Genomic DNA, 23,092 nt, shown 5'->3' on the forward strand with positions numbered 1-23,092 from the left:
AGGGTTTCCCCTGACCCCCGCCTGATTCACCCCCCAGGAGGGACCGGCCGCCTCGACGCGGTCATCAGAACAAGCTGGGGCGTGGGACCTCCTGGGCCACGGCGAAGGCGTCGTGCCACTTCACGCCGTCGCCCGCGAAGCGGGTCCCGGTGGAGGTGGCCACGTAGACGTCCGCGGCGGCGCCCCTGGTGAAGGTGACGACGTCGTCCTTGCCGTCGCCGGTGACGTCGCCGACGCCAGGCAGTTCGTCGCCCACCGCGAAGTGGTCGTGCCAGCGGGTCGACGTGCCGAACGACGTCCCGTTCGACAGCGCCGCGGTGACCGCTCCGTCCACGAAGGACACCGCGTCCGCTCGCCCGTCGCCGTTCACGTCGCCCACGGTCGACCGGGCGGGCAGCGCGTCGTGCCAGCGCCAGGCGTCCTGCACGAACCTGGTCCCGTCCGACAGCGAGGCGTACGCCGCGCCGCCGGTGAAGGTGACGACGTCGTCCCGACCGTCGCCGTCCACGTCGCCGACGGCGGGCCGCTCGGCGCCCACGGCGAAGTGGTCGTGCCACTTCACCGCCGTGCCCGCGAAGCCCCTGCCGGTGGACAGCGCCACGAACACGTCGGCCGCGTCGCCGCGGGTGAACGTGGCGATGTCGTCGCGGCCGTCGCCGTCGAAGTCGCCGACCAGCGGCACCTCCGCGTCGGCCGCGAAGAAGTCGTGCCAGCGCCAGCCGTCCTGCACGAACCGCGAACCGTCCGACAGCGCCACGTAGACGTCCGCGCTCGCGCCACGCGTGAACGTGGCCACGTCGTGCTTGCCGTCGCCGTCGAAGTCGCCCGTCACCGGGATCTCGTCCTCCACCGCGAAGTGGTCGTGCCACTTCACCCCGGAGCCGACGAACCGCGTGCCGTCGGACCTGGCGACGAAGACGTCCGCCGTCGTCGACCGGGTGAACGTCAGCACGTCGTCGCGGCCGTCGCCGTCCACGTCGCTCGTCAGCGGGTGCGTCGTGCGGGCCGACACCACGGCGCTCGGCGCACCCGCGTTGCCCGCGCCGTCGACCCCCACCACCTGGTAGTACCAGGTTTGCCCCTCGCGCAGCGCCCGGTGCGTGAACGAGGTGCTGGACGTGGTGCCCAGCGGGGCGAACGGCCCGGAGGCCGAGGTCGAGCCCAGCACCCGGTACGAGCGGGTGCCCACGTCGTCGGACGACTCGTCCCACGTCAGGCGCAGCGAGTGGACCTTCGTGCCGGTGAACGCCACCCGCCCCGGCGCGGACGGGCCGGTGGTGTCCGCGAAGGGCGGCACCAGGCTGTCCACGGCGTACCGGGCGGCCGTCCACGGCCCGCCGGACGGACGCAGCTCGACCGTGACCGCGGACTTGCCCGCCGTCGCCGGCGCGGGCAGCGCGTAGGTGTCCTCCAGCCAGCGCGACACCGCGTTCCCCAGGGGCTGCGACCAGGTGCCGACCGCCACGCCGTCCACGAGCACCTGAGCCCGTTGCCCGGCGCGGTCCTGGTCGCCCAGCCTGCGCAGCAGCACGCCGTTGTTGGTGGCCGCGACCGCCACGCGGAACGACGTCGGTCCGGACGACGAGCGCACGTCGTCCCGCACCACCACGTCGTCCTGGTCGCCCTCGAACCGGCCGTCCAGCGCGGCCTGCCCGCCACCGGTCTCGGACCAGGAGTGCGCGGACCGCGACGCGGCGTCGCCCGCGTCCACGGTGTCCGTCCGGCGCACGGCGGGTTCGGGGCGCGCGTAGAGGAACGCCGTGGACGAGTAGTCCGCCCGCACGTCGTCCTGCGGCCCGTGCTCGATGCCGAAGTCCAGCGCACTGGCGTAGCCGACGGAGTCGGCCAGCATCAACCGGTACGTGGCGTCGCACTCCCCCGCGCAGCCACCGGTTCCGACGAGGTGCCGGGTGTTGCCGTTGAGCGGGTTGGCGAACTCGCCGCGGTCGAAGTACCAGCCGCCCTCGTAGAAGTCCTCGGTGCCGGTGCCGTGCAGCTGCGGGCTGGGCGAGCCGTCGACGTGCACGCGCTCGTCGCCCTCCAGGTACCCGCGTCCGGCCGGGCCGCGCATGGTGTGGCTGACGCCGACGAACCGGCCGCGACCGGACGCCGAGACGAACGGCCAGTCCTGGCCCGGAGTGGTCGTGCCGGACCGGGACTGCGTGGTGAACCAGCCCGCGGCGCCGCCGGGCCCGAGGTCGGTGCTCCACCGGCCGTCCGGGGCGGACGTCACCTCGGACGACACGTCCGGCACCGCGGCCGAACCGGTGTTCACCAGCTCCACCAACGCTGCCGTCCGGTACGGCATGGGCCACCAGCTCGACGACCAGCCCGCCGGGTCGACGGCGGTCATCAACGACCCGATCCGCCGCGGCGTGCCCAGGCCGGCGCCGAAGAACTCGGCGACCGGACTGTCCACCGTGGTCCGCCCGTCGAAGGTGATCCGCAGCCGCAGGGAGTCCGGCGCGCCGCGCAACCGCAGCGCCGACACCGCGCCGGGCCCGGTCAACGACGCCAGGGTGGTCCTCTCGCCCGCCGCCAACGAGAACGTGCGAGCGGCGGTCGTCGCCCCCGCCGCCGCGGGCTTCGGGTCGCGGGTGCCCGCCGCCCGCAGCATCGCGATCACGTCGTCGGCGCGGTCGTCCGGGTCGAACGCCACGACCCCCGCCGACGTGGGGAAGTGCCGGTAGGTGACGTGGTGGAAGTTCGGGTTGTGCTCGACGGTCACCTTCATCGAGGACCGGTACGGCATCGGGACCTTCACGTGGACGCCACCGGAGCTCTGGTCCGCGGTGGCGACGAGCGGGGGCACGAACGGCGCGCCCTGACCGCCCGACACGAGGTCCTGCAACGACCGGTCCACGACGGCGCGCCCGTCGAGTTCGATCCGGATCCTGCCCGCCCCGGTCAGGTCGCCGGTCGGTCGACCGCCGGAGGCCTGGGTGAACCAGAGCGACGCGATCTCGCCCGCGCCGGTGTCCTCGGCGATGACGCAGCCCTGCGCCTCGGTGCGCAGGCACGAGTCCCGCCCGGAGAAGCCGTCGTCGTTCGAGCCGTCCCGGCCGAAGCTGGAGAACTGCCGGGTGCGCACGCCCGGCGGGGTGATGGTGGCGAGCTGGTCGAGCCGCCGGTAGGTGTCCCAGCCGTGCGCGCCCACCCCGGGGGCTGCCGTGGCGGCGTGTGCCGACGGCACGAGCAGCGCGGCGGCGGTCAGCGCCACCGCGGCGAGTCCGATCCTGCGTGTGTCCACGACGGACCTTTCGGTGCGGAGGGGGACGCCGGGTCGCGGCGTCCCCCTCGGACGGGATCAGGCCCCCGGAGGGCTGACGTAACCGGAGATCAGCACGTTGCGACCACCGGCCCGCGCGGTGACGGGGTTGATGGTGGTGGCGGCCACCCGCGACGTGGTGGGGCTGTTGCCCCAGTTGCCGTTGATCGTCGTGATGGTGCCGTTGGTGTTCACCGCCGAGACCACCGAGACGTGGCCGCCGGTACCGGAGCCGGGCTCGCCGTAGACCACCCAGTCGCCGACGGCCGGGGTGCCGAGCTGGCCCGCCGGGCGGCGCTTGAACAGACCGCGGTCGACGCCCCACTTGCCCAGCGCGGTGGCGACGTAGCTGCCGCGCGGCGTGCCCGCGATGCCCGCCCGCTCCCACGTCCAGGTCGCGAACATGGCGCACCAGTCCAGCGTGCACGGGCCGTACTTGGTGCAGCCGGGGTAGGACACGCCCACCTCGCCGCGCGCGATGTCGCCGATGCCCTGGCGCAGCGACGAAGTGCCGCCGAGCACGAACGTGGCGATGTCGGCCTTGCGGTCGCCGTTGAAGTCACCGGTGCGCGGGACCTCCGTGCCGACGGCGAAGTGGTCGTGCCACTTGACCGAGGTGCCTGCGAACCCCGTGCCGGTGGAGGCCGCGACGTAGACGTCCGACGCCGCCCCGCGGGTGAAGGTCGCGATGTCGGTCTTGCCGTCGCCGGTGAAGTCGCCGACCTCGGGGATCTCGTTGCCGATGGAGAAGAAGTCGTGCCACAGCACACCGTCGCCCACGAACGACGACCCGTTCGACAGCGCCACGTACACGTCACCGACGTCACCGCGGGTGAACGTGACGACGTCGACCTTGCCGTCCCCGTTGAAGTCGCCGGCGTCGACGACCTCGCCCCCGATGCCGAAGTGGTCGTGCCACACCGAGGACGTGCCGAAACCCGTGCCGGTGGACAGCGCCACGTAGACGTCGGCGGTGTCGCCGCGGGTGAAGGTCGCGATGTCGTCCTTGCCGTCACCGTTGAAGTCTCCGGTCAGCGGGACCTCGTTGCCGATGGAGAAGAAGTCGTGCCACAGCACGCCGTCGCCCACGAACGACGACCCGTTCGACAGCGCCACGTACACATCGCCGACGTCACCGCGGGTGAAGGTCGCGATGTCGTCCTTCCCGTCGCCGTCGAAGTCGCCCACGAGCGGGGTCTCCACGCCGACGGCGAAGTGGTCGTGCCACTTGACCGAGGTGCCGGCGAAGCCCGAACCGTTGGACAGCGCCACGTACACGTCCGCCGCGTCACCGCGGGTGAACGTGACCACGTCGTCCTCGCCGTCACCGTTGAAGTCACCGGTCAGCGGGACCTCGTTGCCGATGCCGAAGAAGTCGTGCCACCTCCAGCCGTCCTGCGCGAACTTCCCGCCGTCGGACAGCGACACGTAGACGTCGCCCGTCGGGTCGTCGGCCGACGCGGCGGGTGTCGCCGCCGCGAGCCCCGCCACCGCGGCCGTGCCTGCCAGCAGCGCGGTGAACACCTTCCTGAACACGTTGTCCCCCCTCATCACAGGACCCCCGGCGCCGGGATCTCGGCGCCGATCGCGAAGAAGTCGTGCCACAGAACACCGTCGCCCGCGAACCCGGAACCGTTCGAGAGCGCCACGTACACATCACCGACGTCACCGCGGGTGAACGTGACGACGTCGTCCTTCCCGTCGCCGTCGAAGTCGCCGACACCGGGAAGCTCCCCGCCGACGGCGAAGTGGTCGTGCCACACCGACGACGGGGCGAAGGAGGTGCCGGTGGACAGCGCGACGTAGGCGTCGCCCGCGTCACCGCGGGTGAACGTGACGACGTCGTCCTTGCCGTCGCCGTTGAAGTCGCCCACCGACGGCAGCTCGCCGTTGATGGAGAAGAAGTCGTGCCACAGCACGCCGTCGCCCGCGAAACCGGACCCGGTCGAGAGCGCCGCGTACACGTCGCCGGACGAGCCGCGGGTGAACGTGACGACGTCGTCCTTCCCGTCGCCGTCGAAGTCGCCGACACCGGGGACCTCGCCGCCGACCGCGAAGTGGTCGTGCCACTTGACCGAGGTCCCGCTGAAGGCGGAACCCGTCGACAGGGCCACGTACACGTCCGCCGCGTCACCGCGGGTGAAGGTCGCGATGTCGTCCTTGCCGTCGCCGTTGAAGTCCCCCACGGCCGGGATCTCGGTGCCCGCGGCGAAGAAGTCGTGCCACAGCACGCCGTCGCCCACGAAGCCGGAACCGTTCGACAGGGACACGTACACGTCCGCGACGGTGCCGCGGGTGAACGTCGCCACGTCCGCCTTGCCGTCGCCGTTGAAGTCACCGGTCAGCGGGATCTCGCCGCCCACCGCGAAGTGGTCGTGCCACTTGACCGACGTGCCGCTGAACGCCGTGCCGGTCGACGCCGCGACGTACACGTCGGACGCCGCGCCGCGGGTGAACGTGGCGATGTCGGCCTTGCCGTCACCGGTGAAGTCGGTGTCGCCGCCGCCCACCACGACGTCGGTCCGGCTCGGCGCGACCGTGTCGTACTGGTAGAGGTTGTGGTTGTTCATCAGCGAGATGACCTTGCTCGCGTAGTTCGGGTCCGTGGCGTACTTCTTGGCCACCTCGGTGATGAACCGGTTCGGGTCGTGCCGGAACGGCAGCGCCCCCGCGTAGTTCGCGCTCGTCGTGAGCAGCCTCCCGTAGTCGCGGAACGAGTCCCGCACGGACGCGTACACCCGGAAGTACGCGGTGACGGTGTGGCAGCCCGGCGTGCACTCCGTGGTGGAGTACGCGCGGCAGCCGGTCGCGATCGGACCGGGCGTGCCGGGCGCGGTGCACTTGAACCCGAAGTAGTTGCGGTCGTTGACCGACAGCCTGCTGCCGCCCCACGCCGACTCCAGGATCGACTGGCCCACGGTGACCGAGGCCGGGATGTCGTACTCGGCCATCACCGCCTGCGCCGCCGGTCCGGCCACCGCGAGGTACGCGGCGGTGTCGGCGGCGATCGTGACCGCCGAAGCCCGCACCTGGTCCTGGTTCGGCGTGCTGTCGCCGCCCGCGCGGGCGGTGCCCGCCGCCGTCGCGAACACCACCACCGCCAGCACGAGCGCGCCCACCCCGCGCCCCGTCCCCGTTCTGCTCCTCATGCGCTCCCCAGCTTCCCTGAGACCGGGAGGTCGTTTCCTCCCCCTCGGTCCGGGACGCTAGGGACGCGTTCTCAAGGAACCCTGCGGGATTTCTGCGACCAGCGGTTCCCGCGCCTCCCGGCTGCCGTGGTGGGCGAACAGGGTCCGCGCCTCCTCCCTGGCGGCCCGCGCCTCGTCGGGCTCGTCGAGGGCGTCGAGGGCGATCGCCAGGTCGCGCAGGCTGCGGGCCCGCCACAGGGGCAGGCCCAGCGCGTCCCACCAGCGGATGGACCGGGTCAGGTGCTCGCACGCCTCGACGGGTCGGTCGCGCACGAGGTCCAGCTCACCCAGCGTGCGCAGCACGAGCGCTTGGCCGAACCCGTCCTGCATCGAGTGGCAGGTGTCGAACGCCTCGTCCAGCAGTTCCGCGGCCTCGGCCACCTCGCCGAGCCGCAGCAGCGACTTCGCCAGCGCCTGCGCGGTGTAGGCGGCGCTGAGGCGCTGACGGCCCGCGCGGATCACCTCGTGCGCCCGCCGGGCGTCCCTCGCGGACTCGGCGTACCGGCCCGCGGCGCGGTGCAGGATGCCGCGGGTGCGCAGCGCCATGCCCACGCCGAACTCGTCCTCCGACTCCGCGTAGAGCCGCGAGGCCCGCTCGCACTCGGGCAGGGCGGCCTTCACGGCGCCCAGTTCGACCAGCGTGGACGCCCGCAGGTGCGCCGCCCGCGCCAGCACCCGGTGCTCGCGCAGGTGCGGCTCGGCCGCGTCGAACTCGGCCAGCGCCTCCACCAGCCTGCCCTGGTCGCGCAGCACGCCGCCGAGCAGCACGCGCAGCACGGCCCGGCCGCCGGTGTTCCCGACCAGGGCGTAGGCGTCGGCGGCCTGCGTGTAGTAGTCGGCGGCCTCGTCCAGCCGGTCCTGCTCGCTGCGCAGCCACCCCAGCCCCGCCAGCAGCAGGCCCTGGGCGGCGTGGTCACCGGCCTCACGGGCCGCGCCGAGCGCGCTGGTGTGCGACCGCCACCAGCGGGCGAACTGGTTCTCCACGGCGAACGTCGACGCGCACAGCACCGCGGCGAGCCGGGTCGCGGCGGCCACCGACCCCAGCTCGGCCAGCCGTTCCACGGCCGCCAGCAGCGCGGACTGCTCGGCGGCGAACCACGCCGTCGGGTTCGTCCGCACGGTCGCGAGCCACCCCGCGGGAGGTTCCACGCCGCCGGTGGGCTCCGGTCTGAGCACCCACGTGCGGAAGTCGACCGACACCCGTTCCACGACGCCCGCCCAGCACCCGACGGCTCGTTCCACGGCCGTCAGCAGGGCGTCCCGCTCCTCCTCGGCCTCGGCCCGTTCCCAGGCGAACGTCCTGGTCAGGTCATGCGGCCGGTACCGGGACGAGCCCGTGCCGTCCACACCCGTCACGTCCAGCAGCTGGGCGCGGACGAGAGCGTCGACCACGTCCTCGGCCTCGTCCACCGGCACGTCCAGCAGCACCGCGACCAGCCACGCGGTGAAGTCCGGCAGCCCGAACCAGCCGATGCGCCGCAACGCCGTCCGCTCCGCCTCGGCCAGGCCCGCGTAGCTCAGCGCGAGGCTGCCTCGCACCTCCAGGTCGCCGACCGCGAGCTCGTCCAGCCGTCGCCGCTGCTCCCCCAGCCGTTCCGCGAGCCGGGCCAGCCGCCAGTCCGGCCGGGCCGCGAGCCGGGCGCCCGCGATCCGCACCGCCAGCGGCAGCCGCCCGCACAGCCGCACGATGTCGCGGGCCCGGTCCTCCTCGGCGGCGCACCGGTCCGCGCCGACCAGGGACCCGAGCAGCGCCAACGACTCCTCGTCGGTCAACTCGCCCAACTCGACGTGCGACACGCCCTCCAGCGCGGCCAGCCGGGTGCGCCCGGTGATCAAGCACCCGCACCGACCGGCGGGCAGCAGTGGCCGGACCTGGCGTTCGTCGGCGGCGTCGTCCAGCACGACCAGCAGCCTGCGTTCGGCGGTGACCGTGCGGTAGAGCGCGGCCAGCTCGTCCGGGTCCTCGGGCACGGCCGTCGCGGGCACGCCCAACGCCCGCACGAACCGGCCCAGCACGTCGACGGGCGCCACGCGGTCCGGGCGCGATCCGAGCAGCCGGGCGTGCAGGACGCCGTCCGGGTAGCGGTCGCTCAGCCGGTGCGCCAGGTGCACCGCGAACGCCGTCTTGCCGGTTCCCGCCTTGCCCGACACGGCGACCAGCGGCACGTCCGACCCGGTCACGGCGGCCAGTTCGGCGGCCCGCCCGGTGAAGTCCACGACGTCGGGGGGCAGCTGGCCGGGCGTGGTCCGCACCGGCGCGTCCTCGACCGCGGGCTCACCGGCGAGGACCCGGTCGTGCGCGGCCCGCAGCTCCGCCCCCGGTTCCACGCCCAGTTCCTCGACCAGCAGCCTGCGCGACTCCCGGTACGCGGCCAGCGCGTCGGACTGCCGCCCCTCCCGCGCGAGCGCCAGCACCCACCGGCTGCGCAACCGCTCCCGCAGCGGGTGCAGGTCCACCAGCGCGGCCAGGTCGGCCGCCCGCACCGGGCCGCCCACGTCGAACAGGTCCTCGTGGACCGCCGACCACGCCTCCTCCAGCACGGCCCGCCGCCCGTCCGCCCACCGACCGACCGCGCCGCCCAGCGGGGCACCCCGCCACAACTCCCTCGCACGGGCGAACTCCCGTGCGGCCCCGCCGCGGTCCCCGTCCGCCAGCGCCCGCCGACCAGCCGCGATGGCCGCGTTCCACACCTCCAGGTCGGACGGCGCGTCCAGCAGGTACCCGCCGCCACGCCGCACCACCACACCACCCACGACCCGCCGCAACGCCGACACGTGCGTCTGCACCGCGGCGCGGGCGTTGTACGGCGGCCGCTCACCCCACAGCGCGTCGACGATCCGCTCGATCTCCACCACCTGCCGTCCACCGACCACGAGGACGGCCACCAACGTGCACGCCCTGCGCCCCCCGAGCGCGAGAGCCCCCTCCGCCCCCCACGCCTCCACCTGCCCCAAGATCCGGAACTCCACGTCTTCCCCCCGTTAGAGAACTCGCCCCCACTCCTACCAGACGGGCTATGGGGAGAAGGGGGAATTGGAGCAGGAGCCGCAGGCAGGACGACACCGGAGGCTCGGGCGGACACGGCGAAGCCGGTGACGCGCGCCTACAACGCCGTGCGCGGTGGAGGAGGTCCACCTCCTCGACGGCTACCCGGCCCGGAGGAACCGGTGCCGGCGTTGACCGGCGCGCGCGGCGAGTGCACCGGTGTGCTCGCCCGCACCGACCGGTGGCCGCCCTTCCCTTCGAGGGCCTGCCGCGCGTGCGGAGCCGTCGACGCCCCGCTCGACCAAGAAGGACTCAACGAACTGAAATCCGGGCGGCACAAAGGGGTTCCACCGGACTACGCTCGGATGAGGACCGATCAACAGCCACGGTCGGCGCGGACCCGAGGGAGCTACCGAAGTGGTGGAGACGCACGACATCGCCCGCCCGCCCGCCGAGCTGAGCGCGGCCCTCGCGGCCATCGGCAGCGCGACGGCCAGCGCCGAACTCAGCCGCATGGGCATCCGCAGCGCGTTCATCCGCGGCCCGGTCTCGGTGACCCCCGGCGTGCGCGTGGCGGGCCCGGCGCTGACGCTCCAGTTCCTGCCGAAGCGGGAGGACCTCTACCCCGTCGACGAGTACGCCGAGCCGGAGAAGCAGCTGCACCGGCACGTCATGTACCACGCCCAGCCCGGCGACATGATCGTCGTGGACGCGCGCGGCGACATGGGCAGCGGTGTGTTCGGCGAGATGATGCTGACCTACTTCAAGGGCCGCGGCGGCGCGGGCGTGGTGGTCGACGGGTGCCTGCGCGACGTCGGCGAGGCCAAGAAGCTCGGCCTCGGGCTGTGGATCCGTGGTGCCACGCCGAACTTCCACGCGCAGACCGACATCGTCCCGGTCGCCGTCAACGTGCCGGTGGCGTGCGGTGGCACGCTCGTCGAGCCGGGTGACATCGTCGTCGCCGACGACGACGGAGCGGTCGTGGTGCCGGTCAAGCTCGCGCCCGCGCTGGTGGCCGTCGCCCAGGAGCACGCGGAGTGGGAGGAGTTCTCCCGGATCCGACTGGCCGAGGGCGGCGACCTGCGGCTGTACTACCCGCTGTCGGAGGAGGCCCGGCCGGAGTACGAGCGGTGGCGCGCCGAGCGCGGCCCGGCCTGACGGGCGCCCTCAGCTCCACGGCCGGTCGCGGCTCGACGGTCGCGGCTCGACGGTCGCGACCGCCGGGCTCACCGACGGGCACCACCCCCAGCTCCACAAACGGTCACGGCCAGGACCGCAGGCAGCAGCACCACAACCGGACCTGGCCCAACCGCCCCGACCACCGGACTCACCAGCGGGCAGCACCGTCAGCTCCACAGCCGGTCGTGGCTCGACTCGGAGTCCCAGTGCGTCGTCTCGGCGAAGAACACCGGGTCGCGCGGGTCGAGGTGGCGGCGCAGCAGCTCCTCGTCGATGTCGCCGAACCCCAGCCCCGGCGTGTCCGGCACCGCGATGTGGCCGTCCTGGATCAGCGGGCGGGGCAGGTCGGTGACGAGGTCGCTCCAGAACTCCACGTCGGCCGCGTGGTGTTCGAGCGCGAGGAAGTTCTCGGTGGCGGCGGCCAGGTGCACGCTGGCCATCGTCGCGATCGGTGACGCCGCCAGGTGCAGCGCCATCGGAATCCCGCGCTCCTGCGCGTAGTCGCCGAGCCGCTTGGTCTCGGCGATCCCGCCCGCCGTCGCCGGGTCGGGGTGCACGACCCGGATGGCGCCCGCGTCCAGCAGCGGCCGGAAGCCGTCGAGCAGGTAGATGTCCTCCCCCGTGCACGTCGGGACGGCCACGGCCGTCGTGAGCTGGCGCCACTGGTCGGTCAGCTGCCACGGGATCAGGTCCTCGATCCACGCCAGGGTGAACGGCTCCAGCGCGCGGCCGATCCGGATGCAGGAGTCGAGGGCGATGTGGCCGAAGTGGTCGGCGGCGAGCGCGACGTCGTAGCCGACGACGGAGCGGACGACGTCCACGTAGGACGCCAGGTGCTCGACGCCCTTCGCGGTGACCTGGATGCCGGTGAACGGGTGCATCGTCGTCCGGTCCGCGCGGGCGCCGGGCGGCGCGATCAGCGCCCCCGGCACGTCCCACAGCAGGTTGACGCCCACGTCCATCTTCAGCATCGTGAACCCGCGCTGCTTGCGCTCCAGCAGCCGCGCGCCCATCGCGTGCGGGTCCGGCAGCGACGGTGTGTCCGCGTAGCAGCGGACCTCGTCCCGGAACCGGCCTCCGACCAGCGCGTGCGCGGGCACCCCGTACGCCTTGCCCGCGAGGTCCACCAGCGCCATCTCGACACCGGAGACCCCGCCGCCCTGGCGGCCGTGGAACCCGAACTGCTTGATCTTGCGGAACACCTTGTCGACGTTGCACGGGTTCTCGCCGACGAGCCTGCTCTTGAGCACGAGCGCGTAGGTGGCGCTGGCCTGGTCGCGCACCTCCCCGTAGCCGACCAGCCCCTGGTTGGTGTCGATCCTGATGATCGACGAGCGGAACGGAACCCCGGCCACCTTGGCCACCCGCAGGTCGGTGATCCGCAGGGCGCTCGGCCGGGACGCCGTCGAGACGTGCTCCTCCGTGATGGCCGGGGTCTCGCTCATCCCTTCACGGCTCCCGCGGTGAGGCCCTCGGTCAGGAACCGCTGCCCGAACCCGTACATGACCACGACCGGGATGCTGATCAGCAGCGAGGCCGCGGCCAGCTGCCCCTGCGGCACGACGTCACCGAAGATCATCGACTGCATCCCGACCGGCAGCGTCTTGTAGTCGTCCTTGGTGATGAACACGAAGGCGAACAGGAACTCGTTCCACGCGTTGGTGAGCGTGAACAGCGCGACCGCGAGCAGACCCGGTTTCGCCAGCGGCAGCACGATCCGGATGAACGCCCCGAACCGCGTGCAGCCGTCGACCAGCGCGGCCTCCTCCAGGTCGGCCGGGATCGACTTGAAGTAGCCGACGAGCAGCCACGTCGCGAACGGCAGGGTGAACGTGGGGTAGGCCAGCACGAGCGACCACAGCGAGTCGTTGAGCCCGATCCCGCTCATCATCTGGTACAGCGGGATGAACAGCAGCGCGCCCGGCATCACGTAGGTGAGCAGGATCGTCACCGTGAAGCTCTCCGAACCCCGGAACCTCAACCGCGCCAGCGCGTACCCCGCCAGCGCCGCGCAGACCAGGGCTATCGCGGTGGACGCCACCGACACCAGGATCGTGTTGAGGTACCAGGTGCCGAACGCCCTGCCGGTGAACAGGTTGGTGAACTGCTCGGTGCTCCACGGGGTCGGCCAGAGGTCGTCGGTGCGCGCGACGATCTGGGAGTCGGACTTGAAGGCCGTGACCGTCATCCAGTACAGCGGGGCGAGCACGAAACCCAGCAGCCCCAGCATCGCGACCCCCGTCCCGGTGCCGCTGACCACCCGCGCGGCCAGCCGGTTGCCCCGCGCGGCGAGCGCGGAGACGAGCCGTCCGACGGCGGCCGCGAGCACCACGAACACGCCCAGCACGAACGCGGCCTTCCACACGATGTGCGGCGACGCCCAGACCAGCACGAGGACCGAGCCCACGACGACCACCCACGGCAGCGCCCGGCGCTGAGCGGGGCTCAACCGCCTGCGCCCCAGGTCGGCCGCGCCCGGTTGGTCGCTGCGCCGCATCATCCGCACGAGGAGCACCACGAGGACGGCGACGATCGGCAGCATGACCACCGTGACCGCGGCGCCCGCGCCCAGTTGGAGCTGGAGGATCGCCTTGGAGTAGGCCACCATCACGTACGGGGCGGTGGCGTCCCCCGGTCCGCCCTGGGTCATCAGCCAGATCAGGTCGAAGTTGTTGAACGTCCAGATCGACGACAGCAGCACCGTCACGATCATGATGTTGCGCAGCCCCGGCAGCGTGATGTGCACGAAGCGCTGCCACGGCGAGGCGCCGTCCACCATCGCCGCCTCGTAGAGCCCGCTGTCGATGGCCTTGAGCCCGGCGAGGAACGTCACCGTGAAGAACGGGATGCCCTTCCAGACGTTGACCAGGATGACCGCGGGCATCGCGAGCGCGGGGTCCGACAGCCACTCCGCGGGCCACTTGTCGACGAGCCCGACGGCGGCCAGGGTGGGCCCGATCCCGGAGTCGGTGAGCAGGACGTTGACGCTGCCGAAGATCGGGTCGAGCAGGGACCGCCAGGTGAAGGCCGTGACGACCGTCGGCACCACCCACGGCAGCAGGATCACCCCGGCGAGTAGCGCCCGGCCGCGGCGCATGTGGTGCAGCATCAACGCCGCGATGAGGCCGAAGGTCACCTTGAAGATCTCGGCGTACGCGGTGAAGACGAACGAGTTGAGCACGCCCCTGTGGAACACGGCGTCGTCGATGAGGGCGGTGTAGTTGTCCAGCCCCACGAAGACCGTCTCCGCGCCGTGGCGCTCGGTGGCGCTGGTGAGGATGGAGCTGATGATCGGGAACAGGATGAGACCCGCGACCAGCAGCAGCGTCGGCCCGACGAACACCGCGGCGAGGCGCCAGTCGCGCCCGAGCAGCCGCTGCGACCTGGTGAGCGAGGACGACGCGCGCGGCGCCGGGCGGACCGGCGCCGGGCGCGGGCGGACGACGGTCACTGCTTGTAGCCCTGCTGCTCGAAGACCTGGACGATCCGGGCGTGGGTCGAGGCGACGGCCTCGGCGGGCTTGGTGCCCTGGATGACCGCCTGCATCATGTCGGTCAGCAGGTAGGCCGCGGTGGCGGCCTGCTCGCCGGGGCTCGGGGCCTGGGGGAACGAGTAGCCGGTCGTGGTGGTCAGCGGGAGCGCCGTGCGGGTCTGCTCCCGCAGCGCGGGGAAGGCCGGGTCACCGCTGGTGTAGTACGGGTCGGAGTCCCACACCTTGTCCCACGACGGGTTGACGAGGCACGGCGCTCCCTTCGCGACACCGAGCAGCGCGCTGCCGCCGACCATGAACTTCGCCACCAGCCTGGCGAGCTCGGGGTTCTTGGCCCCCTTGAACACGACGAACGAGTTGGACTCGCCGAACGCGAGCGGCTTGTCGATCGCCGGTCCGGTGGCGCCGTTGAACGGGTGGGTGTTGGCGTAGACCGGGTTGTTCTTGGTCTTCGAGTCGGCGTAGACGCTGAACTGGTTGAGCGTGAGCCCCAGGATCTGGGCCAGCCAGTTCTCGTTGTTGCTGGAGTCGGTCCAGCTCCCGACCCCCGGTGGCAGCATCGGCGCGTACTTCGGGTTCGTGTAGAGGTCGCCGATGAACGTGACCGCGGCGACGGTCTCCGGCGAGTTGAACACCACCTTCGTGCCGGTGTTGTCCGCCATCGCCCCGCCGTAGGTGTTGATGACGTTGGCGATGAAGCCGTTGGCGTCGCCGGAGCGGTTCACCGTCAGACCCCAGCCGAAGCGCCGCTTCGCCGGGTCGGAGACCTCCAGCGCGTTGTCGCGCAGCTCCTCCCACGTGTAGTGCGGCTTGAGCGGGAGACCCTTCTCCTCGTACCAGTCCTTGCGCAGGTACATCGCGGACGCGATGAAGTGGTAGGGGATCGCGAACCAGCGCCCGTCGAACACGCAGTAGTTGGCGGCCTCCGTCGCGGGTTCCCCGTAGAGCGTGCGCATCTCCTCGACCACGTCGGTGACGTCGGTGAGGGCGCCGAGGTTGTGGAGCTGGCCGACGAACCGCCGATCGCTCATGAAGGCGAGGTCGCGGTTGGTGCCCGCCCTCACCTCGGAGTCCATCTTCGCGACCATGTCGCCCGCGTCGCCGGAGACCAGGTCGTTGTGGACGGTGGTGCCGGTGGCTTGCGCGAACACCTGCAACGACCGGTCCAGCGCCTGGTTGGCGGCCTCCGAGTACAGCTTCTGCGAGAGCATCCCCACCGACCCGCCGCGGAGCGAGGCCGCTTGGTCGAGCAGCGCCTGCGGCACCTGGACGTCGACCTGCGGCGGGGCGGGGCTGCCCCCGCACCCGGCGAGACCGAGCACGCCCAGCGCGCTCATCCCGAGGAACGTGCGCCTCGTTAAGGCCGTCTTCTCTTCCATGACCACTCCTCTCGCGTCCGACCGGGGGACGCGTACCGACGGGGCGACAGTGCAACCGGCGGGACAGCGGGGCGAGTGCCGCGCTGCCGGGTCGTTCATGCGGCGAAGGACGCCGAACTGCTGGTGCGTTGGCCTGGTAGGCCGTCGAACAGCCCGGTCGAGCCGCGGGGCCGCCACAGCGGTACCGGGCCGGCGCCGGGCACGGGATCGAGCGCCACGGAGGCCGCCCGGTCCGCGGAGTCGAGTGCGCGCTGGACCACCATGGCGTTGGCCACGCTCTGCGCGACGCTGCCGACCGGCCGCACCCCGAACTGCACGGCGTCGGCGAAGTCGACGAGCTCGGCGCGGTAGCCGTTGTCGATGCCGCGGAAGACCGTCGTGCGGGCGGTGGCGTCGGGGCCGCTGCGCGTCACGCGGCGCTCCGACTCGGATCCGGCGAGCACGAGCACACCCTCGGTGCCGTACAGCCGCATGTCGTTGGGTTCGGGCGGCACCGGGATCTCGGGGTAGGACGCGGTGTAGCTGCCGATGGCGCCCCCGGTGAACACGAGGGTGAGCGCGAGGTCCGACGGTCCGTCCATCGTGGTGTTGGCCGTCTGCACGGCACCGTGCACCCGCGCGACGTCGCCGCACAGCAGCCGGATCTGGGCGATGTGGTGCACACCGGCGTCGAGGTGCACGCCACCCCGGTACCGCGGTCGCCGCCGCCACGGCGTGCTGGCGAACCTGCCCTCGTGGGGCAGCATCGTGCCGACGTGCCGCCACGCCATCAGGTGCGGGCGCCCGATGGCTCCGTCGTCGAGCAGCGCGCGGGCGTAGCGCAGGTCGTCGCGGTAGAAGAAGTTCTCCCCCACCACGAACGTCCGGTCCGGGTGCGCGTCCGCCAGCGCGAGGAACGCCGCCGCCTGCTCCGCGTCGCCCCCGGCCGGCTTCTCGCAGAGGACGTCCTTGCCCGCCGCGAGCGCGTCGCGCGCCACCTCGTACAGGTGCGGGATCGGGACCGAGACCAGCACGGCGTCCACGTCGTCGCGGGCCAGCAACGCGGCCCGGTCGGCGGTGCCCCGCGCGGGATCGGTCCCGCTGTAGTCGGCGAACCGCCCGGCCTGCTCGGCGGACCGGTCGGTGAACGCGGTGACCACGTACCGGTCGGCGAGCCCGCGCAACGCGGGCCAGTGCAGCTTCTCGACCGCCAGCCCGGTGCCGATCAGCCCCAACCGGATCGGCGGGATCGCAGGTGCTGCCATGCCTGGTCCGTCCTCGTCATCGGTTCCGGATGTCGGTCGTGCGGTGCGCTAGCGCCGCCGGGCGGCCCGCTTGGTCTTCCGCTCCTTCTCCGCGAGGAGCGTGGAGTTGTTGGCCAGGTGCTTGCGCATCGCGGCGCGAGCACCTTCCGGGTCGCGCGCCACGAGCGCCTCGTAGATCTCCGTGTGGTCGTGGGTGGCCTTGCGCAGCGCGGCGGGCGCCTCGTTGGTGATGCGCCTGCTGGCCGAGCCGAGCCAGCGGGCGGAGTACATGATCCGGTCGAGTATGCGGTTGTCCGCCGCCCGGCAGATCTCCATGTGGAACTCGTGGTCGACCTCGAGGTAGGCGTCGGGATCCGCTTCGAGCGCCGACATGCGGTCGATCTCGTCGCCGAGCCGGGCGAGCACCTCGTCGGTGATGCTGACCGCGGCCATCGCGGCGAGTTCGGGTTCGAGCAGGACGCGCATCTGGTCCAGTTCCCGGAGGAGCTCGGTGACGATCTCCTCCGGCAGCCACTCGACCAGCAGCGGGCTCAGGTAGTCCCACTCCGCGCGGGGGCGCACGACGACGCGGCGGCCCTGCGCGACGTCGACGATGTCGAGCGAGGCGAGGATCTTGAGGGTCTCCCGCGCCACAACGCGGGACACCCCGAACTCCTGGGAGATGTCGAGTTCCGACGGGGCCAGACCGCTCTCGAACTCACCGCTGACGATGCGCCGGGTCAGGTGTGCGGCCACCTGCACCGGGAGGGTCCGGACCTTGACAGCGTCCGGAGACTCTTGTCTCCTTTGCATGTCATCAGCTTATAGGACAAGCTAGGTCTGAGAACAGTCCGTGAACGTGCGCAACCCGGCGGCGGGAGAGCAATGCGGATCGTGAACGTCACGACGGCGGTGGTGGCCTACCACGGTGAGGCCACCCTGGTGCGGATCGACACCGACGAGGGCCTCAGCGGGTTCGGCGAGGCCAATCCCGACGCGGGCGCGGGCGCCGTCGTCGGGATGATCGAGTACCTGACGCCCCTGCTGATCGGCGAGGACCCGCGCAACGTCGAGCGGTGCTGGGAGAAGTTGCGGCGCAACAAGGTCTTCGCGGGCCCACAGGGCGGAGTCTTCGTGATCGCCCTGTCCGGGATCGAGCTCGCGCTGTGGGACCTCGCGGGCAAGGCCGCGGGCCAACCGGTCTACCGGTTGCTCGGCGGGAAGTTCCGCGACCGGATCCGCCTCTACGCCGACTGCGGCGACGGCGACGACCCGGCGGGCTCGATCGCCGGGTGCGTGGACCGGGCCCAGCGGATGGTCGCCGAGGGCTTCACCGCCATCAAGTTCGACATCGACAACCTGCACCACCCGGCCAAGTTCGACGCCTTCAACCACACGGTCAACAACGCCGAGCTGCGCTCGATGGTCGAACGCGTGGCGGCCGTCCGGGAGGCCATCGGGCCGGACGTCGACCTGGCCATCGACCTGCACGCCCGCTACGACGTGCCGAGCGCGTGCCGGATCTCCTGGGAGCTGGAGCCGTTCAACCTCATGTGGCTGGAGGAACCGGTACCGGCGGAGAACGTCGACGCGCTGGTGCGGGTGCGCGCGCAGACCCGCACGCCGATCTGCGCGGGCGAGAACCTGTACCTGCGCTGGGGATTCCGCGAGCTGCTCGAACGCGGCGCGGTGGACGTCATCGAGCCGGACGTGCCCAAGTGCGGGGGCCTCGCCGAGGCCAAGAAGATCGCCAACCTCGCGGAACTCCACTACATCCCCTTCGCACCGCACCTGGTGTCCACACCGCTCGGCACGATGGCCACGTCGCACCAGTGCGCGGCGATCCCCAACTTCTTCGTCCAGGAGTGGCACGCCCTGGAGGAGCGCGCGGTGTGGGACAGCTACGTGCACGCGCCAGACGGGAGCGGCTCGATCGTCAAGGACGGCTACATCACGCTTCCCGACACCCCCGGCATCGGTGTGGAACTCGACATGGACGGCGTGCGGGCGCACGCCGTCGCGGGCTACGGGGTGTTCGAGTAGCCGCCGCGGCTACGCGACCGCCGAGGACGCCCACCTGTCGATGAGCGCCGTGGTGGACGGCGCGTCGCGGTGCAGCGCGAGGTCGTGCCCGGCGTTCGGGATCACCGCGACCCGGACGTCGGCCGCGGCGCTGAACGCGCTCCGCTGGTCGGGTTCGAAGGCCGCCGGGTCGTTGCCCCGGTAGAGGTGGTCGCGGTCCCCGACGACGACGAGGACCGGCACGCGGACCTCCTTCGCGAAGGCCCGGCTCGCGAACTCCTGCCCGAAGCCCGGCACCTCCGCCGCGGTCGTGGTCGTCTTCGTCCGCTCGTCGGCGGTCGGCGTCGCCGGGTTCGTGCTCGGCAGGTGGTAGAAGAACGTCCGGGAGCCCGGCGCCGTGGTCAGGTAGTCCGCGGGCAGCCCCTTCCCGCCGAGAACGGGATCGGTGGCCGCGGGCACGAGTTCGGGGAACCCCTCGAACGACGGCGCGGTCCGGCGGTACAGGAACCCGGTGACCACCAGGGCGTCCACCTCGTCCGACGCGGCGGCCACACCCGCGGCGACCACGCTGCCGTACGAGTGCCCCACCAGGACGATCGGCAGCCCCTGGTACATGCCGTCGACCTCGTCGACGACGTGGCGGATCGACGCCACCTGCACGGCGGTCGTCACGGCGGCTGCCCGCGGCTTCGACGACGCGCCGGTGCCGACCCGGTCGAGCGCGATCACCAGCCACCCCTCCCGAGCGGCCTGCCGCGCCTGCGAGGCGACACCACCCCCGTCCAGGTCGAAGTAGTGGTGGTCGTAGGTGGTGCCGGGCACCATGATCTGCACTCCGCGCACACGCCCGGTCGGGGCGTACCGCTCGGCGTGGACCGTGGCCCACCCGACGCCGTCGACCCCGACCTCGACCCGCAGGTCGAGGTCACCGCGGTACCGGGCGTGCCGCTCGGCGGACGCGCCGCTCGGCACGGTGGTGACCGCTCCGACCACGGCGACGCCGATCGTGACGGCGGCCGTCCACCGGCGGAATCCGGTTTTCCTCACTGCTCGCTCCTCCAGCGTGGTGCTGCTCGGGTGACGAGCCGAGGATGCGTCCGGGCGGGCGGTCCCGTCCAAGACCGCTTCGATCCGCTGTGGTACCCACCCGGTATCACAGCAGCGAGGCCGTCCGGACCAGCCCGGCCAGGACGCGGGACCGGCTGTGCGCGGGCCAGGCGATGTGGGTGGTCACCAGGGGGGCGTCGACCAGGGGGACGGCGGCGTGCTCGTCCCACAGCCACGTGCGGGCCGACTCGGGGAAGACCGTCATGGTGCGGCCGAGGGCGATCAGCTGGGCCAGCTGCGTCTGGTCGTGGACCTCGGGGCCGGGGCCGGGCGGGTAGACGCCGTCGCTGGACCAGCGGGCGAGCGGAAGACCGGGGACGTCGGCGATGTCCGCCATGGACAACGTCGTGCGCGCGGCCAGGGGGTGCCTCGCGGGCACGATGGCCACCTGCTCCTCCGTCATCAGCTCGACGCTGTCGAACCCGGCGAGGGAGTTGAACGGCGAGTGCATGAGCGCCACGTCCGCGCGACCGTCGCGCAGCATCGCCTCCTGCTCGCACGTGCCGCTGGGCAGGATCTCGACCTCGGCGGCGCCGGGTTCGTGCGCGTAGGCGTCGAGGAGCTTGTCGAGCAGCTCGTGGAACGCGCCCGCCTTCACCGCCAGCACCAGGCGGTCCCGGCCGTCACCCGACCTGCCCACGCCCCCGGCGCGGCGGGTGCGGCGGACGGCGGCGGCGGTCGCGTCGAGAGCCGCCCGGCCCTCCTCCAGCAGGACCTCCCCGGCGCCGGTCAACGAGACGCCGCGCCGGTCGCGTTCCAGCAGGGTGACGCCGAGGCGGTGCTCAAGCCGCTGGATCGCCCGTGACAGCGGGGGTTGGGCGATGCCGAGCCGCTCGGCGGCCCGGCCGAAGTGCAGCTCGTCGGCCACGGCGACGAAGTAGCGCAGTTCGCGGGTCTCCACGGTGTCCATGCCGGAGCGTACCTCGCCGTGATACCTCCCGAGTATCACGGCGAGCCGCCCGGCGGTCGGTCACAGAGCGCGGAAGGCCAGCACCTCGTGGCTCGGGTAGCTGTGGAAGTTGTTGGCGGGCTCCACGAGGAGGAGCCGGGTGCAGCCGGTGTCGCCGTAGAGGGCGAGCCCGCGCTCCGTGACGTTGATGAGCGCCTTGGCGACGAACGGGAGCGCCGTGCAGCCCGCGCCGGGGTCGGCGTACCTCGCGGGCGTGGTGTTCGCCCAGACCGAGTCGTAGAAGCAGGCGACACCGGGCGAACAGGCCGTGCCGCCGGACGTGGAGGCCTGTGCGGCGGACGGCGCGCCGGTCACGGCCAGGGCCACCGCGGCGAACGCGGCGAGGACGTGCTTCTTCATGTCATACCTCCGGGTGGTGGTGGCGGCGGACCCCCTGGTCCGCCGGGTACGAGGAGCGCGGTGCCGGGTTCGCGGGGGTCACCCGTCCGGCCATCCCATCCTGGCGAGGGTCGCCCCGTCGGCCATTCCGGTCGCCAGCACCGCGCTGATCTCGCTCAACGCCTGCTGCTGCTCGCGGCTGAGGCGGTCGAAGACCAGCTCGCGAACCTGCTCGGCGTGCCTGCGCGCGGCACGCCTCACCTCCTTGACGCCCTCGGCGGTGAGGACGGCGCACTGCCCCCTGGCATCGGTGCCCGCCTCCTCGCGGCGGACCCAGCCGTCCCTGGCCAGGCGGTCGATCGTGTGGCTCAGCCTGCTGCGGTCGAACACGCACGCGGCGGCGAGGTCCGCCATCCGCATCGACCGGCCGGGCGCTTCGGACAGCCTCGCCAGCACGTCGTAGTAGGCGAAGGAGAGCCCGGACTCCCGCTTCAGGTCGCGCTCGACCCGGTCCATCAAGAGCTTGCTGGCCATGAGGAACCTGCGCCAGGTCACCTGCTCCTCGTCGTCCAGCCACCGGGTCTTCGGCATGGTTGTCCTCCGCGACTGGATCCTCGGTCCCCGGCGCGATCCTACCGGTCGCGCTGAATTTTCAACCACACCGCCGGAGCCGCGCTCAGGCCGCGGGCCGCTTGCGGCGATCCGACAGCGTCGGCAGGTGCCCGGTCAGCCCGCCGTCGACGTGGATCAGCTGACCGGTGATGAACTTCGACTCGTCCGACGCGAGGAACACCACGGTGTTGGCGACGTCGGCCTGTTCGCCGACGGTGTCGAGCATCTGGGAGTCCAGCACCATCCGCAGCGGTGCGGCGGCTTCGAGCTGGTGCGCCGCACCACCCTCCCGCTCCACGGCGGGTGGCGGGATCAGTCCGGGGACCACCGCGTTGCTGCGGATGCCGAGGTGCCCGAACGAGGTGGCCACCGACCTCGTCAGGTACTCGACCGCCGCCTTGCTCGTGCCGTAGGCGACCAGGGCCAGGTCCCCGCCCGCGGCCTGGATCGACGAGGTGTTGATGATCGATCCCCCACCGGACTCGGCCATGAGGGGGACGGCGTGCTTGCTGCCGAGGAAGACGCTGACCGTGTTGACCTCCAGGGTCCGCAGCAGGAAGTCGCGGCTGACCCCGACGACGTCGGTGTCCTGCTCGATCCACCCGCTGCTCACCAGTCCGGCGTTGTTCCACAGCACGTCGAGCCGTCCGTAGGCCTCCTCGGCGAGCGCCACGACGCCCGCCACGTCGCTCTCGACGGAGACGTCACCGACGTAGGACGTGACGTCGAGGCCGCTCCCCGCCAGTTCCTCCGCCCGGTCGCGAACGGCCGGGGACAGGTCCATCATCACGACGCGCGCGCCCTCGGCCGCCATCGCCCGCACCCCGGCGAACCCCAGCCCACCGGCCGCGCCGGTGACGATGGCCACCTTGCCCGCCACACGGTCCATCGACGAACACCTCCGCATGTAGTTGAAATTTCAGCACCCATCGCACGCTAGCACGGGATGCCGGAACCCCAACCGGACGACGGCGGGCGCTCAGCGCGGCGCGTGGGCCAACCGGGTGATCACGTCCACCGCGCCGATCAGGCTCCGACCCCGGTCGGTGAGGTGGTAGAGCACCTGCACGGGCGTGCTCGGAATCACCTCGCGGTGCACCAGACCGTGCTGTTCGAGCTCGGTCAACCGCGCCGACAGCATGCGGTCGGAGATGCCGTCGACCAGGCGGCGGTACTCCCCGAACCGACGCGCGCCCCTGGCCCCGGCCAGCAGGATCGCCGAGGTCCAGCGCCTGGAGACGAAGGCCATGATCCCGCCCGCCGCCTCGCAGCCCGCCGAGTCGATCAGGTGCGTCTGTACTTCAGCAGAACTAGTCACTTCTCCAAAGTAAGTAGGTTACCGGCCGATTG

At 72.2% G+C, this 23,092-nt stretch carries 17 protein-coding genes; 2 read left to right on the forward strand and 15 right to left on the reverse strand.

What is annotated here, in order from left to right; translation table 11 throughout:
- Positions 1–64 precede the first annotated feature (64 nt).
- The 4 genes from VFZ92_RS13520 to VFZ92_RS13535 are packed head-to-tail and all read right to left on the reverse strand — an operon-like array spanning position 65 to position 9,426.
- Positions 65–3,250: a DUF2961 domain-containing protein gene (locus VFZ92_RS13520; protein ID WP_330876238.1), complete on the reverse strand. Its 3,186-nt coding sequence runs from the start codon at positions 3,248–3,250 to the stop codon at positions 65–67.
- A 57-nt stretch (positions 3,251–3,307) separates the two neighbouring features.
- Positions 3,308–4,804, reverse strand: a complete 1,497-nt coding sequence (locus tag VFZ92_RS13525; RefSeq protein ID WP_330876239.1) for an FG-GAP-like repeat-containing protein — start codon at positions 4,802–4,804, stop codon at positions 3,308–3,310.
- Positions 4,805–4,818: 14 nt separating this feature from the next.
- Positions 4,819–6,417 (reverse strand): glucosaminidase domain-containing protein, encoded by a 1,599-nt coding sequence (locus VFZ92_RS13530; RefSeq protein WP_330876240.1) that lies wholly within the window; start codon positions 6,415–6,417, stop codon positions 4,819–4,821.
- Between the two features lie 57 nt (positions 6,418–6,474).
- On the reverse strand, positions 6,475–9,426 hold the full coding sequence (locus tag VFZ92_RS13535) for an AfsR/SARP family transcriptional regulator (protein WP_330876241.1): 2,952 nt from the start codon (positions 9,424–9,426) through the stop codon (positions 6,475–6,477).
- A gap of 433 nt (positions 9,427–9,859) precedes the next feature.
- Between VFZ92_RS13535 and VFZ92_RS13540 the strand changes: the two genes are divergently transcribed.
- Entirely contained in the window at positions 9,860–10,600 is a 741-nt protein-coding gene (locus VFZ92_RS13540; RefSeq protein ID WP_330876242.1) for a ribonuclease activity regulator RraA, read from the forward strand.
- 188 nt (positions 10,601–10,788) lie between these two features.
- Here the strand turns inward: VFZ92_RS13540 and VFZ92_RS13545 are convergent, their stop codons facing one another.
- The 5 genes from VFZ92_RS13545 to VFZ92_RS13565 form a co-directional block, all read right to left on the reverse strand.
- Positions 10,789–12,066, reverse strand: a complete 1,278-nt coding sequence (locus VFZ92_RS13545) for a mandelate racemase/muconate lactonizing enzyme family protein (RefSeq protein ID WP_330876243.1) — start codon at positions 12,064–12,066, stop codon at positions 10,789–10,791.
- Positions 12,063–14,072: an ABC transporter permease subunit gene (locus tag VFZ92_RS13550; protein WP_330876244.1), complete on the reverse strand. Its 2,010-nt coding sequence runs from the start codon at positions 14,070–14,072 to the stop codon at positions 12,063–12,065. Before VFZ92_RS13550 ends, VFZ92_RS13545 begins: the two co-directional genes overlap by 4 nt.
- Complete coding sequence (locus tag VFZ92_RS13555) at positions 14,069–15,490, reverse strand: ABC transporter substrate-binding protein (RefSeq protein ID WP_330876245.1); 1,422 nt, start codon at positions 15,488–15,490, stop codon at positions 14,069–14,071. Before VFZ92_RS13555 ends, VFZ92_RS13550 begins: the two co-directional genes overlap by 4 nt.
- A 95-nt stretch (positions 15,491–15,585) precedes the next feature.
- Positions 15,586–16,734, reverse strand: a complete 1,149-nt coding sequence (locus VFZ92_RS13560; RefSeq protein ID WP_330876246.1) for a Gfo/Idh/MocA family oxidoreductase — start codon at positions 16,732–16,734, stop codon at positions 15,586–15,588.
- A gap of 48 nt (positions 16,735–16,782) precedes the next feature.
- Positions 16,783–17,469: a FadR/GntR family transcriptional regulator gene (locus VFZ92_RS13565; protein WP_330876247.1), complete on the reverse strand. Its 687-nt coding sequence runs from the start codon at positions 17,467–17,469 to the stop codon at positions 16,783–16,785.
- A gap of 129 nt (positions 17,470–17,598) precedes the next feature.
- Here VFZ92_RS13565 and VFZ92_RS13570 point away from each other — a divergent pair, with 129 nt between their 5' ends.
- Positions 17,599–18,756: a mandelate racemase/muconate lactonizing enzyme family protein gene (locus tag VFZ92_RS13570; RefSeq protein WP_330876248.1), complete on the forward strand. Its 1,158-nt coding sequence runs from the start codon at positions 17,599–17,601 to the stop codon at positions 18,754–18,756.
- 9 nt (positions 18,757–18,765) lie between these two features.
- Here VFZ92_RS13570 and VFZ92_RS13575 read toward each other — a convergent pair whose 3' ends face one another.
- From VFZ92_RS13575 to VFZ92_RS13600, 6 genes are all read right to left on the reverse strand, one after another.
- Positions 18,766–19,782 (reverse strand): alpha/beta hydrolase, encoded by a 1,017-nt coding sequence (locus VFZ92_RS13575; RefSeq protein WP_330876249.1) that lies wholly within the window; start codon positions 19,780–19,782, stop codon positions 18,766–18,768.
- Between the two features lie 106 nt (positions 19,783–19,888).
- Positions 19,889–20,752 carry a LysR family transcriptional regulator gene (locus tag VFZ92_RS13580; protein WP_330876250.1) on the reverse strand — a complete coding sequence of 288 codons (864 nt, stop codon included), beginning with the start codon at positions 20,750–20,752 and terminating at the stop codon, positions 19,889–19,891.
- A 60-nt stretch (positions 20,753–20,812) separates the two neighbouring features.
- Complete coding sequence (locus VFZ92_RS13585; RefSeq protein WP_330876251.1) at positions 20,813–21,151, reverse strand: hypothetical protein; 339 nt, start codon at positions 21,149–21,151, stop codon at positions 20,813–20,815.
- Between the two features lie 78 nt (positions 21,152–21,229).
- A complete protein-coding gene (locus VFZ92_RS13590) occupies positions 21,230–21,721 on the reverse strand; it encodes a MarR family winged helix-turn-helix transcriptional regulator (RefSeq protein WP_330876252.1) in 492 nt (163 codons plus the stop codon).
- A gap of 85 nt (positions 21,722–21,806) precedes the next feature.
- Positions 21,807–22,631, reverse strand: a complete 825-nt coding sequence (locus VFZ92_RS13595; protein WP_330876253.1) for an SDR family oxidoreductase — start codon at positions 22,629–22,631, stop codon at positions 21,807–21,809.
- A gap of 90 nt (positions 22,632–22,721) precedes the next feature.
- A complete protein-coding gene (locus tag VFZ92_RS13600) occupies positions 22,722–23,060 on the reverse strand; it encodes a winged helix-turn-helix transcriptional regulator (protein WP_330876254.1) in 339 nt (112 codons plus the stop codon).
- Between the last annotated feature and the right edge of the window lie 32 nt (positions 23,061–23,092).

This window comes from Umezawaea sp. (genome assembly GCF_036375055.1).
Lineage (GTDB): Bacteria > Actinomycetota > Actinomycetes > Mycobacteriales > Pseudonocardiaceae > Umezawaea.

Coding starts and splice junctions, on each gene's coding strand:
- VFZ92_RS13570 (WP_330876248.1), top strand. CDS start 17,599: ATGCGGATCGTGAACGTCACGACGGCGGTGGTGGCCTACCACGGTGAG.
- VFZ92_RS13580 (WP_330876250.1), bottom strand. CDS start 20,752: ATGGACACCGTGGAGACCCGCGAACTGCGCTACTTCGTCGCCGTGGCC.
- VFZ92_RS13585 (WP_330876251.1), bottom strand. CDS start 21,151: ATGAAGAAGCACGTCCTCGCCGCGTTCGCCGCGGTGGCCCTGGCCGTG.
- VFZ92_RS13595 (WP_330876253.1), bottom strand. CDS start 22,631: ATGGACCGTGTGGCGGGCAAGGTGGCCATCGTCACCGGCGCGGCCGGT.
- VFZ92_RS13590 (WP_330876252.1), bottom strand. CDS start 21,721: ATGCCGAAGACCCGGTGGCTGGACGACGAGGAGCAGGTGACCTGGCGC.
- VFZ92_RS13545 (WP_330876243.1), bottom strand. CDS start 12,066: ATGAGCGAGACCCCGGCCATCACGGAGGAGCACGTCTCGACGGCGTCC.
- VFZ92_RS13560 (WP_330876246.1), bottom strand. CDS start 16,734: ATGGCAGCACCTGCGATCCCGCCGATCCGGTTGGGGCTGATCGGCACC.
- VFZ92_RS13555 (WP_330876245.1), bottom strand. CDS start 15,490: ATGGAAGAGAAGACGGCCTTAACGAGGCGCACGTTCCTCGGGATGAGC.
- VFZ92_RS13530 (WP_330876240.1), bottom strand. CDS start 6,417: ATGAGGAGCAGAACGGGGACGGGGCGCGGGGTGGGCGCGCTCGTGCTG.